At 69.7% G+C, this 21,086-nt stretch carries 22 protein-coding genes; 10 read left to right on the top strand and 12 right to left on the bottom strand.

Going from position 1 to position 21,086, the window contains the following annotated elements; genetic code table 11:
• Positions 1 to 126 precede the first annotated feature (126 nt).
• Together secA and dapB are read left to right on the top strand one after the other, a co-directional pair.
• On the top strand, positions 127 to 2,895 hold the full coding sequence (secA, locus tag ACI6GS_RS00590) for a preprotein translocase subunit SecA (RefSeq protein WP_439815833.1): 2,769 nt from the start codon (positions 127 to 129) through the stop codon (positions 2,893 to 2,895).
• 121 nt (positions 2,896 to 3,016) lie between these two features.
• Positions 3,017 to 3,823, top strand: coding sequence for a 4-hydroxy-tetrahydrodipicolinate reductase (dapB, locus tag ACI6GS_RS00585; protein WP_439815832.1), 807 nt, complete (start codon positions 3,017 to 3,019; stop codon positions 3,821 to 3,823).
• Here dapB and ACI6GS_RS00580 read toward each other — a convergent pair.
• From ACI6GS_RS00580 to ACI6GS_RS00570, 3 genes are all read right to left on the bottom strand, one after another.
• Complete coding sequence (locus ACI6GS_RS00580; protein WP_439815831.1) at positions 3,755 to 4,735, bottom strand: bifunctional transcriptional activator/DNA repair enzyme AdaA; 981 nt, start codon at positions 4,733 to 4,735, stop codon at positions 3,755 to 3,757. The two genes, dapB and ACI6GS_RS00580, sit on opposite strands and share 69 nt — an antisense overlap.
• Complete coding sequence (locus ACI6GS_RS00575; RefSeq protein ID WP_439815830.1) at positions 4,732 to 4,980, bottom strand: DUF1127 domain-containing protein; 249 nt, start codon at positions 4,978 to 4,980, stop codon at positions 4,732 to 4,734. Before ACI6GS_RS00575 ends, ACI6GS_RS00580 begins: the two co-directional genes overlap by 4 nt.
• A 78-nt stretch (positions 4,981 to 5,058) precedes the next feature.
• Positions 5,059 to 5,544: a DUF2244 domain-containing protein gene (locus ACI6GS_RS00570; RefSeq protein WP_439815829.1), complete on the bottom strand. Its 486-nt coding sequence runs from the start codon at positions 5,542 to 5,544 to the stop codon at positions 5,059 to 5,061.
• A gap of 92 nt (positions 5,545 to 5,636) precedes the next feature.
• Here ACI6GS_RS00570 and nth point away from each other — a divergent pair, with 92 nt between their 5' ends.
• Positions 5,637 to 6,290, top strand: a complete 654-nt coding sequence (nth, locus tag ACI6GS_RS00565) for an endonuclease III (RefSeq protein ID WP_439815828.1) — start codon at positions 5,637 to 5,639, stop codon at positions 6,288 to 6,290.
• A gap of 143 nt (positions 6,291 to 6,433) precedes the next feature.
• Here nth and ACI6GS_RS00560 read toward each other — a convergent pair whose 3' ends face one another.
• From ACI6GS_RS00560 to ACI6GS_RS00540, 5 genes are all read right to left on the bottom strand, one after another.
• Positions 6,434 to 7,009 carry a pyridoxamine 5'-phosphate oxidase family protein gene (locus ACI6GS_RS00560; protein WP_439815827.1) on the bottom strand — a complete coding sequence of 192 codons (576 nt, stop codon included), beginning with the start codon at positions 7,007 to 7,009 and terminating at the stop codon, positions 6,434 to 6,436.
• 90 nt (positions 7,010 to 7,099) lie between these two features.
• Positions 7,100 to 8,374, bottom strand: coding sequence for an O-acetylhomoserine aminocarboxypropyltransferase (locus tag ACI6GS_RS00555; protein ID WP_439815826.1), 1,275 nt, complete (start codon positions 8,372 to 8,374; stop codon positions 7,100 to 7,102).
• A gap of 20 nt (positions 8,375 to 8,394) precedes the next feature.
• Complete coding sequence (locus ACI6GS_RS00550) at positions 8,395 to 8,817, bottom strand: CoA-binding protein (protein WP_439815825.1); 423 nt, start codon at positions 8,815 to 8,817, stop codon at positions 8,395 to 8,397.
• Between the two features lie 78 nt (positions 8,818 to 8,895).
• Positions 8,896 to 10,332 (bottom strand): diguanylate cyclase domain-containing protein, encoded by a 1,437-nt coding sequence (locus ACI6GS_RS00545; RefSeq protein WP_439815824.1) that lies wholly within the window; start codon positions 10,330 to 10,332, stop codon positions 8,896 to 8,898.
• A gap of 21 nt (positions 10,333 to 10,353) precedes the next feature.
• Positions 10,354 to 11,130 carry an enoyl-CoA hydratase gene (locus ACI6GS_RS00540; protein WP_439815823.1) on the bottom strand — a complete coding sequence of 259 codons (777 nt, stop codon included), beginning with the start codon at positions 11,128 to 11,130 and terminating at the stop codon, positions 10,354 to 10,356.
• On the opposite strand from ACI6GS_RS00540, the gene ACI6GS_RS00535 reads away from it, so the two are divergent.
• The 4 genes from ACI6GS_RS00535 to argC all read left to right on the top strand — a co-directional run bounded on the left by ACI6GS_RS00535 (position 11,129) and on the right by argC (position 13,630).
• Positions 11,129 to 11,467: a YARHG domain-containing protein gene (locus tag ACI6GS_RS00535; protein WP_439815822.1), complete on the top strand. Its 339-nt coding sequence runs from the start codon at positions 11,129 to 11,131 to the stop codon at positions 11,465 to 11,467. The two genes, ACI6GS_RS00540 and ACI6GS_RS00535, sit on opposite strands and share 2 nt — an antisense overlap.
• 125 nt (positions 11,468 to 11,592) lie before the next feature.
• Positions 11,593 to 12,057 (top strand): 50S ribosomal protein L13, encoded by a 465-nt coding sequence (gene rplM, locus ACI6GS_RS00530; RefSeq protein WP_439815821.1) that lies wholly within the window; start codon positions 11,593 to 11,595, stop codon positions 12,055 to 12,057.
• Positions 12,058 to 12,059: 2 nt separating this feature from the next.
• A complete protein-coding gene (gene rpsI, locus ACI6GS_RS00525; RefSeq protein WP_439815820.1) occupies positions 12,060 to 12,545 on the top strand; it encodes a 30S ribosomal protein S9 in 486 nt (161 codons plus the stop codon).
• Between the two features lie 137 nt (positions 12,546 to 12,682).
• Positions 12,683 to 13,630, top strand: coding sequence for an N-acetyl-gamma-glutamyl-phosphate reductase (gene argC, locus ACI6GS_RS00520; protein WP_439815819.1), 948 nt, complete (start codon positions 12,683 to 12,685; stop codon positions 13,628 to 13,630).
• 11 nt (positions 13,631 to 13,641) lie between these two features.
• Here the strand turns inward: argC and ACI6GS_RS00515 are convergent, their stop codons facing one another.
• From ACI6GS_RS00515 to ACI6GS_RS00500, 4 genes are all read right to left on the bottom strand, one after another.
• Positions 13,642 to 14,100 (bottom strand): DUF2569 domain-containing protein, encoded by a 459-nt coding sequence (locus tag ACI6GS_RS00515; RefSeq protein WP_439815818.1) that lies wholly within the window; start codon positions 14,098 to 14,100, stop codon positions 13,642 to 13,644.
• Positions 14,101 to 14,166: 66 nt separating this feature from the next.
• The gene (locus ACI6GS_RS00510; protein ID WP_439815817.1) at positions 14,167 to 15,171 is read right to left on the bottom strand and encodes an alpha/beta hydrolase; all 1,005 of its coding nucleotides are present in this window, start codon (positions 15,169 to 15,171) and stop codon (positions 14,167 to 14,169) included.
• 76 nt (positions 15,172 to 15,247) lie between these two features.
• Positions 15,248 to 16,495 carry a L,D-transpeptidase gene (locus ACI6GS_RS00505; RefSeq protein ID WP_439815816.1) on the bottom strand — a complete coding sequence of 416 codons (1,248 nt, stop codon included), beginning with the start codon at positions 16,493 to 16,495 and terminating at the stop codon, positions 15,248 to 15,250.
• A 45-nt stretch (positions 16,496 to 16,540) separates the two neighbouring features.
• Positions 16,541 to 17,317, bottom strand: coding sequence for a prepilin peptidase (locus tag ACI6GS_RS00500; RefSeq protein WP_439815815.1), 777 nt, complete (start codon positions 17,315 to 17,317; stop codon positions 16,541 to 16,543).
• A gap of 93 nt (positions 17,318 to 17,410) precedes the next feature.
• Between ACI6GS_RS00500 and ACI6GS_RS00495 the strand changes: the two genes are divergently transcribed.
• The 3 genes from ACI6GS_RS00495 (at position 17,411) to ACI6GS_RS00485 (ending at position 21,035) form a co-directional block, all read left to right on the top strand.
• The gene (locus ACI6GS_RS00495) at positions 17,411 to 18,157 is read left to right on the top strand and encodes a tetratricopeptide repeat protein (protein WP_439815814.1); all 747 of its coding nucleotides are present in this window, start codon (positions 17,411 to 17,413) and stop codon (positions 18,155 to 18,157) included.
• A gap of 137 nt (positions 18,158 to 18,294) precedes the next feature.
• The gene (locus tag ACI6GS_RS00490) at positions 18,295 to 19,659 is read left to right on the top strand and encodes a multiheme c-type cytochrome (RefSeq protein WP_439815813.1); all 1,365 of its coding nucleotides are present in this window, start codon (positions 18,295 to 18,297) and stop codon (positions 19,657 to 19,659) included.
• A 17-nt stretch (positions 19,660 to 19,676) separates the two neighbouring features.
• On the top strand, positions 19,677 to 21,035 hold the full coding sequence (locus tag ACI6GS_RS00485; RefSeq protein ID WP_439815812.1) for a multiheme c-type cytochrome: 1,359 nt from the start codon (positions 19,677 to 19,679) through the stop codon (positions 21,033 to 21,035).
• The last annotated feature ends 51 nt before the right edge of the window (positions 21,036 to 21,086 follow it).

Raw genomic sequence — 21,086 nt, 5'->3', positions numbered from 1 at the left:
CGTGCGTGTCGATGCGGGCGCGCGGCCGGGACCCCGTATGTGCCGTGCGCGCGCGATCGTGCCGCGGCCAAGGCGTCGCCACTGGGGCCAGGTGCATTGCCCGTCCGCTCAGGAAAAGGTTGAGATATGCTGCGCCTTGGCGCCATTGCCAGGCGGCTGTTCGGCAGTGCCAACGACCGCTTCATCCGCAGTCTCCAGGTCGGGGTCGCGGCGATCAACGCCCTTGAACCGGACCTGGCCAAGCTGGACGACGACGCGATCCGCGCCCGGACAGCCGACTTCCGTAACCGCCTCGCCAATGGCGAGCCGCTGGACAACATGCTGGTCGAGGCCTTCGCCACCGTGCGCGAGGCTGCAAAGCGCACGCTGGGTCTGCGCCATTTCGACGTGCAGATGGTCGGCGGCATGGTCCTGCACCAGGGCAAGATCGCCGAAATGAAGACGGGCGAGGGCAAGACGCTGGTGGCGACGCTGCCCGTCTACCTCAATGCTCTGCCGGGCAAGGGTGTGCACGTCGTCACCGTCAACGACTACCTGGCCAAGCGCGACAGCGAATGGATGGGGCAGGTCTACAATTTCCTGGGCCTGTCGGTCGGCTGCATCGTGCACGACATGACGGACGTGGAACGGCGCACCGCGTATGCCAGCGATGTGACCTATGGCACGAACAACGAGCTTGGCTTCGATTATCTGCGCGACAACCTTAACAAGTACGACCTGTCGCAGATGACGCAGCGGCCCTTCCACTTCGCGATCGTGGACGAGGTCGACTCGATTCTGATCGACGAGGCGCGCACCCCGCTCATCATCTCGGGCCCCACGCAGGACAATTCCGAGCTCTACAAGACCATCAACGTGCTGATCCCCAATCTCGAGGATGCGGACTTCGAGAAGGACGAGAAGCAGCGCACCGTGAACCTGACCGAGGAGGGCACGGAGAAGGTCGAGCAGATGCTGATGGAGGCGGGCCTGCTGACCGCCAATACCAGCCTCTATGACATCGAGAATGTCTCGATCGTCCACCACGTGAACCAGGCCCTGCGGGCGCACAAGCTGTTCTCGCGCGATACGGACTACATGGTCCGGCGCATGCCCATGCAGGTCGGCATGGGGCGCACGGTGGAGCAGGACCAGGTCGTCATCATCGACGAGTTCACGGGCCGAATGATGCCGGGCCGGCGCTATTCCGATGGCCTGCACCAGGCGCTGGAAGCCAAGGAAGGCGTTCCGATCCAGAACGAGAACCAGACGCTCGCCTCGATCACCTTCCAGAACTATTTCCGCCTCTATCCCAAGCTGGCCGGCATGACCGGCACCGCCTCGACCGAGGCGGCCGAGTTTGCCGACATCTACAAGCTGGAAGTGGTCGAGATCCCGACCAACGTCACCGTTGCCCGAAAGGACATGGACGACGAGGTCTATCGCACCGCGCGCGAAAAGTTCGAGGCGATCACGACCCTGATCGAGGATTGCCGGGCCAAGGGACAGCCTGTCCTGGTCGGCACCGTCTCGATCGAGAAGTCGGAGCGGTTGAGCGACTTCCTCAAGAAGAAGAAGGTCCCGCACAGCATCCTGAACGCCCGTTATCACGAGCAGGAGGCGGCCATCGTCGCCCAGGCCGGGCGCCTGGGGGCGGTGACGATCGCGACCAACATGGCGGGCCGCGGCACGGACATCAAGCTGGGCGGCAACCTCGAAATGCGCGCGGAGGCAGAGCTTGCCGCCATTGCCGATCCCGAATTGCGTGCCAAGCGGGCCGAGAAGCTGAAGGCCGAGCACGAGGAGGAGCAGGTCAAGGTGCGCGAGGCCGGCGGCCTCTTCATCATCGGCACCGAGCGCCACGAAAGCCGGCGCATCGACAACCAGCTGCGCGGCCGCGCCGGGCGCCAGGGCGATCCCGGCGCCACGAAGTTCTTCCTGTCGCTGGACGACGACCTGATGCGCATCTTCGGGTCGCAGCGCATGGACGGCATCCTGACCAAGCTGGGGCTGAAGGAGGGGGAGGCGATCATCCACCCCTGGATCAACCGTGCGCTTGAGAAGGCTCAGCAGAAGGTCGAAGCCCGCAACTTCGACATCCGCAAGAACCTGCTGAAGTACGACGACGTGATGAATGACCAGCGCAAGGTCATCTACGAGCAGCGCATCGAGATCATGCGGGAGCAGGACGTCCAGGAGACGATCGCCGGCATGCGGGCCGAAACGATCGATGCCCTGGTCACGGCGCACATCCCCGAGCGCGCCTATGCCGAGGCCTGGGACACCCAGGGCCTGGCGCACGAGATCGCCCGCGTGTTCAACCTGGACCTGCCGATCAAGGACTGGGCGGCCGAGGAAGGCATCGCCGACGCCGAGATCCGCGAGCGCATCACCGATGCCGTCAATCGCAAGATGGCGGAGAAGGTCGCCGACATCGGCCCCGACCTGATGCGCCGGATCGAGAAGAACCTGCTGCTCCAGGTGATGGACCAGCACTGGAAGGAGCACCTCCTTCATCTGGACCACCTGCGCCAGGCGATCGGCCTGCGTGCCTATGGTCAGCGCGATCCGCTGAACGAGTACAAGACCGAGGCCTTCACCCTCTTCCAGAACCTGCTGGTGCGCATGCGCGAGGATGTGACCCGCGCGCTGGCCCATGTCGAGGTGCGGATGGAGCAGGTTGAGCCGCCCCCGCCACCGGTCGAGGAGTACCAGGAGATCCATGCCGATCCCCTGACCGGCGAGAACGAGATGGAGGGCGACCTGCCCGCGCAGGGCAGCGTCCCGCGTCGCACTGGCTCCGCGGTCGTCAACCCCAGCGATCCCACGACCTGGGGCAAGGTCCAGCGCAACGCCGCCTGCCCCTGCGGCTCGGGCAAGAAATACAAGCACTGCCACGGCCGCTTCGAGGTCTGATGGCACATACATTTTGCCGCTCATCCCCGCGGAAGCGGGGATCCAGGGCCGCAAGCGCCGTCCTGCGCGACTCTGGATCCCCGCTTCCGCGGGGATGAGCGGTGGCTGGGGGAAACACAATATGCGCATCGGGATCGTCGGCTGTGCGGGGCGCATGGGGCAGGCTTTGGTTCGCGAGATCGCGGCGACGGAAGGTTGCACGGTCGGCGGCGGGACCGAGCGACAGGGTTCGCCAGCACTAGGGCGCGACCTGGGCACGCTGGCCGGGCTTGAACCGCTGGGCGTCGTCGCGACAGACGATGCCGAGGCGCTGTTCCGCAGCGTCGACGTCGTGCTGGATTTCACCAGCCCCGGCGCCACCCTGGCCCATGCAGGGATCGCCGCGCGCACGGGCACCGGCCTGGTCGTCGGCACGACCGGGATCGAGCAGGCGGACATGGCTGTGCTGGCCAGGGCGGGCGAGACGACGCGCATCGTCTTCGGACGGAACATGTCGCTGGGCGTGAATCTGCTGGCGGCGCTGACGCGCCAGGTGGCGGCGATCCTGGGCCCCGACTTCGACATCGAGATCGTGGAGATGCATCACCGGCACAAGGTGGACGCCCCTTCGGGCACCGCCATCACGCTGGGGGAGGCCGCGGCCCAGGGGCGCGGCGTGGTGCTGTCCGAGTCGTCGGAGCGCGGTCGCGACGGCATCACCGGCGCCCGCAAGCGGGGCGCCATCGGCTTCGCCAGCCTACGCGCGGGCGACGTGGTGGGCGAGCACAGCGTGATCTTCGCCGCCGACGGCGAGCGGGTGGAACTGAGCCACCGCGCCACGGACCGGCGAATCTTCGCCCGTGGCGCGGTGCGGGCGGCGCTATGGCTGCAGGATCGCCCTTTCGGCTTCTATGATATGGCCGACGTTGTCGGCACCCGCGGCATCTGAGGACCCGTCCACCGACTCACCGAGCCATCCGGCCTCGAAGTCGAGGATGGCCCGCTTGCGGTTGAGCCCCCAGCGATAGCCGCCCAGCTCGCCCGAGCGGCGCAGCACACGATGGCACGGCACCAGGAACGAGACGGGATTGGCGCCGATGGCCGACGCGGTCGCCCGCACCGCGGCGGGGCAGCCGGAAGCCTGGGCGATGTCCGAATAGGACACGGTCGAGCCCAGCGGGATGCGCAGCAGCGCTTCCCACACCTTGAGTTGAAACGGCGTGCCCTTCAGCAGCAGGGACACCGGTCGGCCATGGAATGTCGCCTCGGCCAGCGGCGCGGTCGCCTCCTGGTCGCGGACCAGGTGCGCCGCCGACCACTGCGCCGACAGGTCGGCAAAGGCAGCGTCGTGGCCCTTGTGCTGGTCGGCGAAGGCCAGGCCGCAGACCCCGCGTGCCGTTGCCATGATCAGGCAGTCGCCGAACGGGGAGGGGTGCCAGCCCCAGCGCACGGTCATGCCCCGGCCCTCGGCCTTGTATTCGCCCGGCGTCATGGCATCGATCGAGACGAACAGGTCGTGCAGCCGTCCCGGGCCCGACAGGCCGCAGTCCAGGGCCGCGTCCAGCACGCTGGCGCGGTCGGCCAGCAACTGCCGCGCATGGTCCAGCGTCAGCGCCGCAAGGTAGCGCTTGGGGCTGATCCCGACCCAGCGCACGAACAGGCGCTGCAGGTGATAGGGGCTGAGGCCGACCTGGAGGGCCACGTCCTCCAGACTTGGCTGCTCCAGGCGGTGCGCCTCGATATAGGCCAGGGCCTGGACCACCAGCTTGTGCTCCGGCGTCGGATTGGCTGCGGCCGGCAAGGGTGCCGCGCCGCCGATCAGGCCGCGGTCGGGCCAGGCTTTCGGCAGGATCAGGTTCATGCCCGTTCTCCCCGGTTCAAGAGGCCGGAGCCAACGTCCCAGAAGGGACGCCGCACCTCTGCCTCGACATCGGCCCGGGACAGGCCCAGGTCCTTCAGCAAGTGATCGTTGAGGCCTGCCAGGTGCCGACGCTGCCGCGCCACGATGATCCAGGTCTGCAGCAGTCGCGCCCAGTCGAAGCGGGCGCGTCGCACAGTATAGGCAGTCCCGGTGATCGGTGTCCGCTGCTTGAATCCAGTGGCCATGGCCAGTCCTCCTTCACGGGACCGACCCTAGGCAGCGGCGGGGGCCGCAACCACCCGGTTCTTGCGCTGCCCGGCCTGCTAGATCGCAACGGTGGCCGCGCGCTGCCGGGCCAGCCCGTCGCGCAGTGCCTCCGCCAATTCGGCCCGCTCATCCGCTGTCAGGAAGGCACCGACGGTCCAGCGCCGGCCGTGCGACGACAGGTGCAGCGGCGTGTCATGCTCGACCGGCCGCGCCATCTCGACCCGCACCCAATAGGGCTGCAGGGCGACTGCCGACACCTGGGCGCCCCGGGAGAAGCGGCGCAGTTCCAGCGCGTCGTCATAGAGTTCCACCGTCTCGGCCACGCGCAGGCGGGCATAGGACAGGCGCAAGGCCGCCCACAGCAGCACGACGTCCAGGCCACAGAAGCCCGCGACCGGCCAGGCATCATGGAGGATGAAGATCACGGCCAGGACCGCGTTCACCACGGCGAAGGCCGTCACGACCAGGGTGAAGCCCTGGCGGCTCAGCGAGATGTGCGGCTCCAGCCGGGCACTGAACCAGAGCTTTCGTCCGTCGAACATGCCGCCAGGATATCCGGCCGCGACACGCCATTCCAGATGCGTGCACATGGCCGCTGCGCAAGGCGCCCCGCTGTCCTAGGATCGCGCCCGCAATGACCCCGGCCAAGATCAAGACCTTCTTCGAGCGGCTCCAGGCGGAACGACCGGTGCCGGTGGGCGAGCTCGACTACATCAACCCCTTCACCCTGCTGGTCGCCGTCGTGCTGTCCGCCCAGGCGACGGACGTCTCGGTGAACAAGGCAACCGGTCCGCTGTTCGCGGTGGCCGACAATCCGGCCGCCATGCTGGCGCTGGGGGAGGAGCGGATCGCCGGGTACATCCGCACCATCGGCCTGTACCGCACCAAGGCGCGCAATGTGGTCGCCCTCTGCGCGCTGCTGCTGGACAAGCATGGCGGGGAGGTGCCGCAGACGATGGCGGAGCTGGTCGCCCTGCCGGGGGTCGGGCGCAAGACGGCGAACGTCGTGCTCAACATCGCCTTTGGCCAGCCGACGATCGCGGTCGATACCCACATCTTCCGCGTCGGCAACCGCACCGGCCTGGCGAGGGGGAAGACGCCCGACCAGGTCGAGGACAAGCTGAACAAGGTGGTGCCGCGCAGCTTTCGCCAGCACGCCCACCACTGGCTGATCCTGCACGGTCGCTATGTCTGCAAGGCACGAAAGCCGGATTGCTTCGCCTGCAGCGTGGCCGACCTGTGCGCCTACAAGCCCAAGACGACGCCGGACCAGGCGGCACCGGTCTAGCGGCGGCGCTGGGGACGCATCCTTCGAGATGCCCCTGCGGGGCTCCTCAGGATGACGACCGTCTGGGATTCTGTAGAGAAGACAACGGCGTCTTGCTGAGGATGCCGAAGGCCGTCCCGAAGCATCCGGCGCAACGGCAGCGCCTACTCCGCCGCTGCCGCGTCCGGCTCGTCCACGTAGTAGGTCGGCAGGCCGTCCATGGAGCGCATGTTCTTCTCCAGGCGATAGGCGTGCAGGCCGTCCTCGCCCTTGTTGGTGGCCCAGGTCGCCAGGACCTGCCGGTCTTCGCGATAATCGTAGTTGGGCACGGCATAGCCGCACGACGTCTGCACCAGGTCGATGTCCTGGTACACGATATGGCGCGCGCCTGCCGGCTCCACCCCGCCAAAGGGGCCGGCCAGAAGCGCGTCATAGTCGGGCGTGCCGCGCTTCAGGATGCGACCCTGGCCATAGAGGCGCAGAATCATCGGTGCGCCCTCGAACGCGCAGAACATGATCGTCAGGCGCGGGCTCGCGCGCAGCAGGGCCGCCGTCTCGTTGCCGCTGCCGGTCAGGTCCAGGTAGCAGGCGGCGTTGGGACCCAGGACCCGGAAGCTGTCCATCCCCTTGGGCGAGACGTTGACGCGCCCCTCGGCCGCGGCCGAACCGGTGAAGAAGATCCTCTGCCGCTCGATGAAGGCGCGGATGTTGGGCTCGATCGACGCGAACTGCTTGGCCATGCGGTCCTCCTGTCCCGGGGACAGAGCCTAGGATCGGCGTGGCCTGCCGGGAAAGGGCGGCGGGCGCATGGCTGCCCGCCGCCTTGCGGATCAGGTCGCGGCCAGGGCCTGGTCCAGGTCGGCGATGATGTCCTCCACCGCCTCGATCCCGATGGAGATGCGCACCACGTCGTCGCCGGCGCCGGCCGCGGCGCGCTGCTCGGGCGCCAGCTGGCTGTGCGTGGTCGAGGCGGGATGGATGACGAGGGACCGCACGTCGCCCACATTGGCCAGGTGGGAGAACAGCTTGACCCGCTCGACCAGGGCCTTGCCGGCGGCATAGCCACCCTTGACGCCAAAGGTCAGCACGGCACCGGCGCCGCGGGGCAGGTACTTCTGCGCCAGCTGGTGATAGGGGCTGGAGGGCAGGCCGGCATAGGACACCCAGCCCACCTTGGGATGACGCGACAGGTGCTCCGCCACCTTCTGCGCATTGGCGACATGGCGCTCCATGCGCAGCGCCAGCGTCTCCATCCCGGTCAGGATCAGGAAGGCGTTCATCGGCGCCAGTGCCGGGCCCAGGTCGCGCAGGCCCAGGACGCGCGTCGCGATCGCCAGGGTGATGCCGCCAAAGGTCTCGTAGAGCTTCAGCCCGTTATAGGACGGGTTCGGCTCGCTCAGCAGCGGGAACTTGCCCCCCGTCGACCAGTCGAAGCTGCCCCCGTCCACGATCAGGCCGCCGATCGAATTGCCGTGGCCGCCCAGGAACTTGGTCGCGGAGTGCACGACCACGTCGGCACCCCATTCGAGGGGCCGGACCAGGTAGGGCGTCGCCAGCGTGTTGTCGACGATCAGCGGCACGCCATGGGCATGGGCGATCTTCGCGATGCCCTCGATGTCACTCACGATGCCGCCGGGATTGGCCAGGCTTTCGATGAACACCGCGCGCACGCTGTCGTCGAACGCGGCGTCCAGCGCGGCCAGGTCGTCCGTGTCGACCCACGTCACGTTCCAGCCGAACTGCTTGAAGCTGAGGCCGATCTGGTTGATCGAGCCGCCATAGAGCTTCTTCGCGGCCAGGATCGTGTTCCCCGGCTGCATCAGGGCATGGAACACCAGGAACTGCGCGGCATGGCCGCTGCCGACCGCCAGGGCCGCGGTTCCGCCCTCAAGGTCCGCGATGCGCCCCTCCAGCACCGCATTGGTGGGGTTCATGATGCGGGTGTAGATGTTCCCGAACTTCTGCAGCGCGAACAGGGCCGCGGCGTCGGCCGTGTCGTCGAAGACATAGGAACTGGTCTGGTAGATCGGCGTGATGCGGGCCTTGGTCGTCGGGTCGGGTGCCGCGCCGGCATGGATCGTGCGGGTTTCGAACTTCTGGCTCATCGTTTCCCCCTTCTTGGACTTCAGCGGCCGATCAGGCGCGCATGGTCGACCTTGATGCAGCGGTCCATCACCACGTCCAGGCCCGCCTTCAGGCCGGCATCGAAGGCCTGCCGGTTGACGACGCCCAGTTGCAGCCAGACGGACTTCGCCCCGATGGCGATCGCGTCCTCCATGATCGGCGGCACCTGGTCGGCCGCGCGGAAGACGTCGACCATGTCGACCTTCACGGGAATGTCGCGCAAGGTGGCATAGGCCTTCTGGCCCAGCAGTTCGCCCCCCGCCAGGCCCGGATTGACGGGAATCACGGTGAAGCCCGCCCGCAGCAGGTAGGCCATCACCTCGTGGCTGTCGCGGGCGGGGTTCGGGCTGGCGCCGACCAGGGCGATGGTGCGGGTGCGGGCGATCAGGTCGCGCAGGTCGGCCGGGGTCTGGACATGGGGCATGCGGTCAATCCTACTCGCCCTGGCCCGAAGGTCCAGGCTGGCCTGTATGAAATTCGGAATGCCGGATTTCCGGTGTGATTAGTCCGATTCGGGTCGGCGACGGCGATCCTGCGTCGGGGGAACGGCCACTTCAGGTCCCCGGGCCAGGCGCCATGTCGCCTTGCCCGAACGCTTTGCCGCATACATCGCGGTATCGGCCGCGCGGATCAGGCCTGTGCCATCATTCGCGGCGTCCGGCCACAGGGCCACCCCTGCCGACAGGGTCACGACCGCGCCGCGGCCCTGGGCGTCGCTGACCGGCTCGGCCACCCGCGCCAGGGCCGCCGCCAGGAAGGCCTCGTGGTCGACGCCGCGCGCCAGGTCCAGCACCGCCACGAATTCGTCCCCACCCAAGCGCGCGACCAGGTTGCCGGCCCCGGCGCAGGCCTGCAGCCGCTCCGCCACCGTGACCAGGAGGAAGTCGCCGAAATCGTGGCCATGCGTGTCGTTCGCGGCCTTGAAGCCGTCGAGGTCCAGATAGCAGACGGCAAGCGTGGGCGCGCCCGTCGCCGACCGCTGGGCCTTCATCTGCTCCAGGTGCTCTTCCAGTGCGCGGCGGTTCGGCAGGCCCGTCAGGGCGTCGTGCCGGGCCAGGTGTTCCAGCCGCGCCTGGATGCGCCGGCGCTCGTCCACTTCGCGGCGCAGGGCATCGTTCGCCGCCTGCAGCTCGGCCGTGCGGGCCACGACGCGCGCCTCCAGCTCGTGATTGGCGCGCAGCAGGGCATCCTCGGCTTCGCGCCGCGCGGTGATGTCGGAGATCGCCCCGATCATCTGGACGATCTGCCCGTCATCGTCCCGCACCGGCAGGACACGGAAGGCGGCCCAGCGCCAGCCGCCATCGGCATGGGCCAGGCGGCCCTGCACCTCGACCCGGTCGGCGCCGTCCAGCATCTGCTGGAAGGCACGGCCCTGGCCGGGGACGTCGTCGGGATGGATCAGGCTGCGCAGCGTCGGTCCCGCATCGTTGAGCGTGCCCGGCGCCAGGCCCAGCATCTCGTTCAGGCGGGGGGAGTAGTAGGTGGTGTCGGTCGCGGTGTCCCAGTGGAAGAAGCCATCGGTCGCGGCCCGGATGGTCAGCGCGAACAGGCGTCGCGTCTGCCGGTGCAGGCGCTCGCGCGCCTTCAGCGCGGTGACGTCCCCCAGCAGCATGACCTGCCCGCCCTCGGGGCTGGGACTGGCGATCAGCCTTAGCCAGCGGCCATCGGCCAGCGGCACGAAGGCCGGCCGCGCGGTGGCCTGCTCGTCCGCCTTCAGGTCGGCCAGGACGCGGCCCAGGACGTCCGGCTCCAGCCGCAGCGTGCCCGCCGCCACGCATTCGCTCATGACCCGGTCAAAGGGCAGGCCGGGATCCAGGCTGTGCCCCAGCAGGGCCCTGCTGCGCGCGGTGGCGGTCAGGATCCGGCCGCGCGCGTCGAGCACGGCCAGGCCGTCCGGCATCAGGTCCAGAAGCGGCGGGGAGGGGCCGGCACTGGCCATTGCGGCGGTCGCCCGCGCCGCCTACTGGCCCGGCCAGATGGGCGCGCGGCGCGCGAGAAAGGCGCCGATCCCCTCGGCCGCCTCGGGCGCCAGCATGCCGTGGACCATGGCCAGACTCGCCGCCTCATAGGCCTGTGGCAGGTCAAGGCCCTGCTGCCGATAAAACAGCGCCTTGCCCTGCGCCACCACGGCCGCCGGCTTCGATGCGATCTGCCGGGCCAGCGCCGTGGTCGCGGTTTCCAGCACGTCCGGCGCCACCACGCGGTTGACCAGGCCCCAGCGTTCCGCCGTCGCGGCGTCGATCGCATCGCCCGTCAGCAGCATGTCCAGCGCCTGCTTGGTACCGACCGCGCGGCTGAGTGCGACCATCGGGGTTGAGCAGAACAGGCCGATATTGACGCCCGGCGTCGCGAAGCGCGCGTCCGCCGCGGCAACCGCCAGGTCGCAGCTAGCGACGAGCTGGCAGCCGGCGGCGGTCGCGATGCCATGGACGCGGGCGATGACAGGTTGGGGCTGGGCGCGGATGGCCTGCATCAGGCGGCTGCATTGCGCGAACAGCTCGGCCAGCGACTCGGCGTCGGCAAGGGCGGTCAGCTCGCGCAGGTCGTGTCCGGCACAGAAGGCCGGCCCGGTACCGGCGATCACCACGACGCGGATGGCAGGATCCGCGGCACACGCGTCGAGCGCCGCCTGAAGCGCCGCCATCAGGGCACCGGAAAGACTGTTGCGCGCCTGGGGACGGTTCAGCACAAGTGTTGCGACACCGTCGTCGACCTGACTCAGGACCAGCCCACCCATGCTCGACCCCATTCCAGCCGGCGCCACCGCCGGCCCCGACCTTAGCCGAAGCCGGGGCGCCTTGTCAGAAGCCATCCGCGTCGGCCTGGTGTCGGTCTTCGTGCTTGCCTGCCTCGGCCTTCCGGCGTCCGCTGCCTCGAAGTGCCAGGCTCTGTGGTGGGAGCGGAACAGCTACTACAAGGACGCGGGCTACTGCTTCCAGACCGATCGCGCGATCGAGGCCTTCGGCAACAAGGGATGCCGCTATCGCAACCAAGCGGACGTCCCGCTTTCCGCCAGTGTTCGCGACCGCATCGCCGAGATCCGAGCCCTGGAAAAGGCCGCGGGCTGTGACTGAACCGACATGCGGTATCTTGTTACCCCATATAAGGTAGCAAGATACCGCTATGGTGAAGCGCTTGAAACGCCTTGATTTTTGGGTGCCCTGGGCCTACAAACCCGGCCATCCAACAGGACGTTCACATGAAAACCTATTCCGCGAAGCCGGCGGAGGTTGACAAGAAGTGGGTGGTGATCGACGCCGACGGCATCGTCGTCGGTCGTCTTGCCGCGCTGATTGCCAACCGCCTGCGCGGCAAGCACCTGCCCGGCTACACCCCGCATGTCGATTGCGGTGACCATGTCATCGTCATCAATGCCGAGAAGGTCCACTTCACCGGGCGCAAGCGTCAGGACAAGGTGTTCTACTGGCACACGGGCCATCCGGGCGGCATCAAGCAGCGCACCATGGCGCAGCTGCTGGACGGCCGGCATCCGGAGCGCGTCATCGAGAAGGCGGTCGAGCGGATGGTTCCGCGCGGTCCGCTGGGCCGCCGGCAGATGTCGCACCTGCGCGTCTATGCCGGTTCCGAACATCCCCACGCGGCCCAGCATCCGGCGGTCGTCGATGTCGCGGCGCTGAACGCCAAGAACGCGCGGAGGGCCTGAGCATGTCCGATACCAATCAGCCCCGCACCCTGCAGGACCTGCGCGCGCTGGGCCAGCTGGGCCAGCCCGAGCAGGTCGAGCGCAAGCCCAAGGTCGACGAGCTGGGCCGCGCCTATGCCACCGGCAAGCGCAAGAACGCCATTGCGCGCGTCTGGATCAAGCCGGGTTCGGGCAAGGTCACGGTCAATGGCCGCGACATCCTGGTCTATTTCGCGCGCCCCGTGCTGCGCATGGTGCTGAACCAGCCGTTCCAGATCGCCGGCCGGGTCAATGCCTATGATGTGGTCTGCACGGTCGCCGGCGGCGGCCTGTCGGGCCAGGCCGGCGCCCTGCGCCATGGCATTTCCAAGGCCCTGACCTTCCAGGAGCCGGACCTGCGTGGCGTGCTGAAGGCCCAGGGCTTCCTGACCCGCGACAGCCGCGTGGTCGAGCGCAAGAAGTACGGCCGCGCCAAGGCGCGCCGCAGCTTCCAGTTCTCGAAGCGCTGACCGCTGCCTGGGCGGTCCCCGCCCACTTCGGAAGAGAGGGCGTCCCGGGCAACCGGGGCGCCCTTTTCTTTTGGCGTCTCGCCAACGTCACGTCTTGCTGCTACGTCCCAAACCCCTCTCATGCATGAGGCACGACCATGGTCCACACGGTGTTCATCGACGGCGAGGCGGGGACGACGGGCCTGCAGATCCGCGAGCGCCTGGCCGGCCGCCGCGACCTGGACCTGGTCTCGATCGCGCCCGAGAAGCGCAAGGACGCGGGCGCCCGGGCCGACCTGCTGAACGCGGTCGACGCCGTGATCCTGTGCCTCCCCGACGACGCGGCGAAGGAAGCGGTCAGCCTGGTGAGCAATCCCGCCGTCCGAATCATCGATGCGTCGACCGCCCATCGCACGGCGCCCGGCTGGGTCTATGGCTTTGCCGAACTGGCGGACGAGCAGCGCGCGGCCATTGCCGGGACGACGCGCCTCAGCAATCCGGGCTGCTACCCGACCGGCATGCTGGGCCTGGTGCGGCCGCTGGTCGATGCCGGCATCCTGCCCGCCGACACGCCGCTCAGCGTGAATGCCGTGTCCGGCTATAGCGGCGGCGGCAAGGCGATGATCGCGGAGTTCGAGGACGAGACCAGCCCCAGCTTCACGCCCGTCGCCTTCCGCATCTATGCGATGGGCCTGGAGCACAAGCACGTGGCCGAGATGCAGCAGCATGGCCGCCTGGCCCGTCGCCCGATCTTCGCCCCTTCGGTCGGGCGCTATGCGCAGGGCATGATCGTGGAAGTGCCGCTGCACCTGGACCTGCTGCCGGGGGCGCCGACGCTGGCCCACCTGCACGAGGCGCTGGCCGACCATTATGCGGGCGAGCGTTTCGTCGAGGTCGCCAGCCCGGAGGAGGCGGCGGCGCTGAAGACCCTGGACCCGGAAGGCCTGAACGACACCAACCGCCTGCGCCTGTTCGTCTTCGGCTCGGACAGGGGGCGGCAGGCCCGCCTGGTCGCCCTGCTCGACAATCTGGGCAAGGGCGCATCCGGGGCCGCTGTGCAGAACCTGAACCTGATGCTGGGTCTGGACGAGACGGCGGGGCTCTAAGCCCCCGGTCCTCAGCGGATGAAGGTGTTGCGGACGCGGCGCGACACCAGCATGTAGGGCACCCAGACGGCCGGGAAGATAGCGGAACGGATGATCTGCTGCCAGGCCGGCTGGGCCACCGACTCGCCCAGCAGGCTCATCGCCCAGGCGCCATCGACCACCGCCAGGACGAAACCGCCGACCGCCACGATGATGAAGGCCCGTGGAAAACCGCGGCGGCGCCCGGCCAGCAGGAACAGCGCCCACAGGTTGAGGGCGAACAGCGCCAGGTTGCCGATCGCCTCCATCACGATCAGCGCAGTCAGCGGCGCGTCCGCCGGCATCGCCGTCAGGGTCATCGCCGCGCTGAGGCCGTAGAAACCCCACAGGACCGGTCCCAGGAACGTGCCGATGGCCGGCAGGATCAGCCAGCCGCCAATGCCCCGGGGACCGTCAGGGCTTCCGGCCGGTGCGTCCGGTACTGTTGTCATGCTGCGCGTCTCCCCAAGGCTGGCTGCCATGGGCGCTGATTCCCCGGCGCCGCGCCATGATCGTCGTCACCGCGGTGGATGATCGGCCGCCTGCGCCGTGGCGTCCCGGGGCCGCGCGCCCCTGCCAGAGGGCAGGGGCGCGGCCGGATCGCCGATCCAATGGGCGATGTCGGCCCAGGCGGCCTCCCCGTCCAGGTCGCGCAGCAGCATGTGGTAGCCGTCCGGGTAGAAGGCTTCCCGGGCCCGCCCGTCCAGGTCGTCGATCGCCGCCTCGATCGGGCGGCGGGGCACGATCTGGTCCTTGCCACCCCACAGGACCAGGGTCGGCAGGCGCACCTGTGCTGCGCCGTCGGATGCCTGCTGCATCAGGTCGGCCAAGCCATAGACCATGTCGGTGCGCGGCCGGCGCAGCATCAGCGGATCCTTGGACAACTCGCGCAGCAGCTCGATGTCGCTGCACGCCTGGATGCGCAGCTGGCGCGGCACTGTCAGCGGGTTCCACGGCATGGCATGGGCCGTCAGCCACAGCAGTGCCCGGGCGGCCATCGGCATGCTGCTCCAGCCCCACACCGCCGGTGCGACAAGGACCAGGCCATCCGCGGCCAGGCCCTGCGGCCGGGCCGCGGCCGCCAGCGCCACGGCGCCCCCCATGCTCTCGCCCAGGACGAAGACGGGCGTGCCGGGATGGCGGCGGCGGGCCAGGTCCACCAGGCGGTCCAGGTCCGCCATCATCGCCTCCGACCCGGGCCAGCGTCCCCGGCTGGGCGTGCCGCCAAAGCCGCGCTGATCGGGGGCATAGGTCCAGATGCCCTGCCGGGCCCAGTAGGGCCCCGGCTTCTCGAAGGCCCGGCCATAGTCGGCAAAGCCATGCAGCGCGACCAGGATCGCCCGCGGCGGGCCGGCGCTGGGCCATTGCCGCAGCGGCAGGTCGGTCCCGTCGATCGCCGTAAAGTGGGTGTCGCCCAGCGCGGCGCCACCGCCATCGGCCACGGCCTCCGGCCCCAGGCCCCGCACCACCGGCGCGCAGGCGGCCACCAGGACCAGCACAAGCACCACAACCGCCCTGGCCATGGAAGGCATCGCTGAACGCACCATCATGCTGCCACTCGCCTGGCCAATGCCCCGCCCCGGGCCGACGGCCCAGCCATCAGGTCGGCGGCGTCGCCACCATGGTCGCCGCGGCAGGCCGGGTGATGCGCAAGGGAATGCCGGTTCTCTCGTCCAGTGCCTGCTTCACCATGTCCCAGGCGATGCGGCCGGCTTCGGGACCGGCCATGCGCCCGATGCGCTCGCGCAGGTTGGCCGGCTCCGGCAGGTCGGGCCGCTGGCCGCGCGCCCAGCCGGTCGCTACCTCCATGGGCGGATGGGCTTCCAGATAAAGCTCCCCCTGCTCCCAGCCAAGCTTCACCGGCTCGTTGACGATGGCGACGGGCGTGCCGGTCGGCGTCTTCTCGAACAGGGCCTCGATATCCTCGGGGTACATCCGGATGCAGCCTGAGGAGACGATCTTGCCGATGCTGCTGGGCTCGTTCGTGCCATGGATGCGATAGCCGGCCCAGCCCAGGTTCATGGCGAACAGGCCCATCGGGTTGTGCGGACCGGGGCCCACGGAAGCGGGCAGGTTGGGATTGCGCCGGCGCATGTCGGCGGTGGGGATCCAGGTCGGCCGGCGCCGTTTCAGCGTGACGGCCGTGGCCCCCGTCGGCGTGACGGTGGACCGCGCCACCTTGCCGATCGCCACCGGATAGGTGTCGATCGAGCCGTCCTCCCGGAAATGGTACAGGCGCTGGTCGCCCAGGTTCACGACGATGCCGTTGCGCGGTCCCGGCGGCAGGATGTGCGCGGCCGAAACCAGGAGTTGGCGGCCGCGGCGCGGCTGGTTGTTCACGCCCTTGTTCGCCAGGACCATCTCGATGAAGCCCATGCGGTTGTCCCGGGCCTGCCGGGTCAGGGGCTCGCCGCTCGACTCGATCCAATAGGCCTGCGTGCCGATCAGGTCGGGCAGGTGGCTGGGCCCCGCCGGGCGGCCGATGCCGCGCTCGCCGGGCGGTGGCATGCTGGCCACCCGCGTCTCGCGCGGGGGGCGGGCGGGCACGGCCGGCGCCGGCATGGGCAGCGGCATGGCTGCCAGGCTGGCGCTGGCCGCGGCGCCCGGTCCGCCGCCGGGCTCGGGCAGGGGCAGGGTCGCCGCGGCTTCGGCGCGCGACAGCTCGGGCAGCGGCAGGACCATGCTCTTCAGCTGGCCGGCATCGGGCATGATGAAGCCAGCCGGCAGGCCAAAGGCGATGGCCAGCACCAGCAGCACGGGCCAGCGCCGCATGCCGCGGCGCCGCGGCACGGCCCAGGCGGCCTGCCCTGCGGGACTGCGCGTCGTCGGTCCGCCGTCACGTTCCATGCGTTGCGATCCCCTTCCCCTGTTCGTGGGCCGCCCGTCGCACGCCTAGGGCGACAGGGGTCCGAACAGCCAGACCACCAGGATAGCGGCGCCAAGGTACGGACCAAAGGCCCAGCGTGCAGTGGCGGGCCCGGGCATGCCCTTATCCCCGCGAGGCGTGACAGCCATCGCACACAGGATGACGGCCAGGGCCGTCGCCGCGGCCAGCAGCAGGACCGATGGCAGGCCCTGCCAGCCGACCCAGGCGCCAGCGGCGGCCAGCAGCCGCGCGTCGCCCTCGCCCAGGCCGTCCACGCCACGCAGGCGACGGAACAGCAGGCGCAGCGCGGTCGCGCCGCCATAGGCGACGAGGACGCCGATGACCGCTGGCCCGGGAACGGCGCCCAGCTGGACGGTCCAGAAGGCCAGCCCGCCCAGCAGCGGGCCCAGCGTCGCCCAGTCGGGCAGCATCCGGTGGCGCGCATCGACCAGCGCGCCCGCCAGCAGGGCCCAGCCCAACACGACGCCGGCCCCAGCGATCCAGTCCGGCCCCGGCGGCAGGGCCAGGACGACCAGCGCGGCGATGCCGGTCGCGGCGATCTCCGCGATCGGCTGGATCGGGTCGATCGCGGCGCCACAGGTCCGGCAGCGCCCGCGCAGTGCCGCGAACGACAGGATGGGCACCAAGTCGCGCGCGGCCAGGGGGGTCGCGCAGGAATCGCAGCGTGATCGGCCCGAGGCGAAGTCCCCCAGGCGCGGCCAGCGGCTGGCATAGGCGCCGATGAAGCTGCCCACCAGGGGAGCGGCCAGAAGCAGCAGCCAGGCGAGCGGGCTTGAGATCATGCGCCACTATGGTCGAAAAGGGGCGGGGGATGCGAACCGGCGGCGCCACATGGCCGCCCGCGGCGGGCACCGCGCCATGATGGAAGGCAGTCCATGGAAATCCGGATCGAACGCGACGACTTCGTATTCTGGTCCCTGGCGCTGGTTGGCGCCATCGGGGCGGTGATCGCCGGCGCGATCCTGACCGCCGACCGCCAGCCGGCCCAGCCGCTGCCCGTGCCGGCGGCCCAGGTCCGCGCGGCCCCGCCGCCACCGATGCCCGCCGCCGCCGCGCCCGCCGCCCCCGCTCCGGCCGCCCCCGCTCCGGCCGCCCCCGCTCCGGCCGCCCCCGCTCCGGCCGCTGCCGCGACGCCTGCCGGCGACACCGGCATCAGCGCGATCGAGGCCGAGGTCGAGACGCTGCGCCAGCGCCTGCTGATCGATTCGGAGGACCTGCCCGCATGGAAGGCGATGGGCCGCAACCTGGTCGCGCTGGGCCGCTATGGCGATGCGGTCGGCGCCTTCTCGCAAGCGGCCCGAATCGCGCCGCGTGACCCGGAAGTGGCAGGCGCCCTGTCGGAGTTGAAGCGGATGGCCGAGCAGATGCGCGCGCATGACGGCACCGGCGCCGATGTGCAGGGCCTGCCGGCGCAGCAGGTGGCCCCACCACCCGCCGAACCGGTCCCGGCGGTCCCACCACCCGCCGCCGCAACCGGGGCGACGTCAGCCCCCGCCGCATCAGCGCCGGCCGCGAATCCTCAGGCCCCGGCACAAGCCGCACCGGCGCCGGTACAGCCCGCCGGCAATCCCGGGTCGACCGAAGCGCCCGCGCCACAGTCCGCAATACCTGCGACGCCCTGACGGCAAGCTTCTTTCGCCGCTTGCAGTCTTCGCGCATACTCCCATCCAATCTAGGGGTATGGGCGGGGACCAGCATGCGGCGCCTGGGGAATTGGGGCCTGGATTGGCGGGACCTCGGCGGGCGCGGACTCGCGCTGATGGCCGTGCTGACACTGTCGGGGATGCTCTCGTTGGGTACGGCGGGCGGGGCGCAGGCACAGACTGCCGTGGTCCTGCCGCAGAACCAGGACGCGATCAGCCTGGGCAACACGACGTGCGCCGGCTCCACCTGCCATGCGGCGGCGCAGCCCTTGCGCAACTCGACCGTGCTTCAGAACGAATTCTCGATCTGGTCGACACCCAACAGCCCGACCGGCGCGCATTCCCGCGCCTACAAGATCCTGGAGGAGCCGCGCTCGGTCCGCATCGCCCAGAACCTGGGCCTGCCCGACGCGAAGACGGCCAAGATCTGCCTGGACTGCCATGCCTATAACGTGGTCGACACGCGGCGTGGCCGGCAGTTCAACATCGCCGACGGCGTCGCGTGCGAGGCCTGCCACGGCCCCGGCCAGAACTGGCTGGGCAGCCACGTCTCCGGCGCCACCCATGCCCAGAACATCGCGGCCGGCCTGTTCCCGACCGAGGAGCCGATCGCCCGCGCCGAACTCTGCCTGTCGTGCCACTTCGGCAATGACGAGAAGTTCGTCGACCACAAGATCATGGGTGCCGGCCATCCGCGCATCAAGTTCGAGCTCGACAACTTCACCTGGATCCAGGCCCACCATGCGGTGGACGAGGACTATCGCCAGCGCAAGGTCGTCGTCTCCGGGGTCAAGACCTGGGCCATCGGCCAGGCGATGCAGATCGACTACATCCTGCGCGGCCTGCTGGATCCGAAGCGCGGTCGCGGCCCCTATGGCGTCGAGATCGTGTTCTACGACTGCCAGTCCTGCCACCACGCGATGACCGAGGTCCGCTGGACGCCGCGCGCCTCGACCGGGCTGCCGCCGGGCGTGCCGCGCCTCAACGACTCGAACCTGATCATGCTGCGCGTGCTGGCCAATGCGGTTGACCCCGCCCTGGCGACGAAGCTGTCGGAGCAGTCGCTTGCCCTGCACAAGGCCTCGACCGAAGGGCCGGACGCCGTCGCCGCCGCCGCGAAGGTGCTGCAGGAAACCACCAAGAACCTGGTGCAGGAATTCGCCGCCCACGAGTTCGGCAAGGCCGAGATCGGATTGCTGATCAAGGCCCTGATCGAGCAGGGCGCGCAGGGCGAACTGGTCGACTACATGGCGGCGGAGCAGGCCTATTACGCTCTCGCCTCGCTGATCGACACGGCGCAGGGTGCTGGCTACATCACGGAAGAGCAGGCAACGCCGCTGCGCGCCGCCCTCGACAAGTGCGTCGAGGCGCTGGGCACGGCGGAAACCGTGGCGCCGGGTGCGGATGGCTTCGTGCCGTATCGCCCGACCGTCTATGCTGAAGCGCTGCGGGGCGTGGCCGCGTCCCTGCCGGCACTGTGATGGGCTTGGGAATGGTGATGCCTCTGACACTCCGCCTGACGGCCGGGACGCGCGGCGCCCTGGCCGGTCTTGGACTGCTCTGCGCGGCGGCGGCGCTGGACGCGACGCCCGCGCTGGCGGAGCCGGTCCTGCCGATGGATTCCCCGGCGCAGAGCCTGGGCGTTGCCGGCTGCGCCAATTCGGTCTGCCACAGCCTGGCCGAGCCGTTCCGCGAGACCAACATCCAGCAGAACGAGGCACTGATCTGGCAGGGCGACGACCGCCATTCCAAGGCGCATTCGACCCTGCGGTCCAAGGAATCGGTCCGGATCGCCAAGGCGCTGGGCCTGCCGGACGCCGAATCGGCGCCGGTCTGCCTGTCGTGCCACGCCAATTTCGTGCCGCCCGAGCGGCGCTCGGTCACGTTCAACCTGGCCGACGGGGTCTCGTGCGAGGCCTGCCACGGCCCGGCGCAGAACTGGGTCGGGCCGCACCTGGCGGGTGACCATCAGGTCAACGTGGCGGCGGGCCTGTATCCGCTGGACGATCCCATGGCGCGCGGCAAGCTGTGCCTGTCGTGCCACCTGGGCGACGAGCGGCACCCGATCACGCACCGGATCATGGGTGCCGGCCATCCGCGCATCAAGTTCGAGCTGGACACTTTCACCTGGGCCCAGCCGGCGCACTTCACGATCGACGAGGACTATCGTCAGCGGAAAATCGTCACGGAAAGCGCCAAGGTCTGGGCCATTGGCCAGGGCATGGCCGCCGAGCAGTACCTGAACGCGATTTCGGACCCGGCCCGCAACCGCGACGGCCTGTTTCCGGAATACGTCAACTTCGACTGCCACGCCTGCCACCACCCGACGACCGACGTGCGCTGGCAGAACCAGGCCGATGTGGGCCTTCCCCCCGGTGTGCCGCGCCTCAACACGTCCAGCCTGGTGATGCTGCGCGTCCTGGCCGGGCAGATCGACCCGGGCCTGGCCAACCAGCTGCGCCAGCAGACGCTGGCCCTCCATCAGGCTTCCCAGCGCGGGCCAGAGGAGATGGCCTCGGCCGCCCGCGGCATGGCCGGCACCGCCCAGGCCGTCGCCCAGAAGGCGGTTGCGACCAGCTTCGACAAGGCAACCGTGCGCGGCCTGATCTCTGCGATTGCGACCGAGGGGGCGGCCGGCACGTTCGTCGACTATGTGAACGCGGAGCAGGCCGCCATGGCGCTGAGCGCGCTGATCGCCACGCTCAAGGACCGGGGCGAGGTCGGCGGTGCCGAACTCTCGGGTCTGGCCGGCGGCCTGGACGGCGCCTATGCGGCCCTGGGCAACGAGAACAACTACAGCCCCGCCGCCTTCGTCGAGGCCATGCGCAGCTTCCAGGGCCGCATACCCGCGCTCTGAAAGCCAGCGCGGTGGTCACGGCCCGCCCCCTTCACGGGAGCGGGCCTCACC

It is taken from the genome of Zavarzinia sp. CC-PAN008 (assembly GCF_051903925.1).
Taxonomy (GTDB): Bacteria; Pseudomonadota; Alphaproteobacteria; order Zavarziniales; family Zavarziniaceae.
The sequence above is the reverse complement of the archived record's forward strand: the minus strand, read 5'-3'. Positions and strand labels throughout refer to the sequence as shown.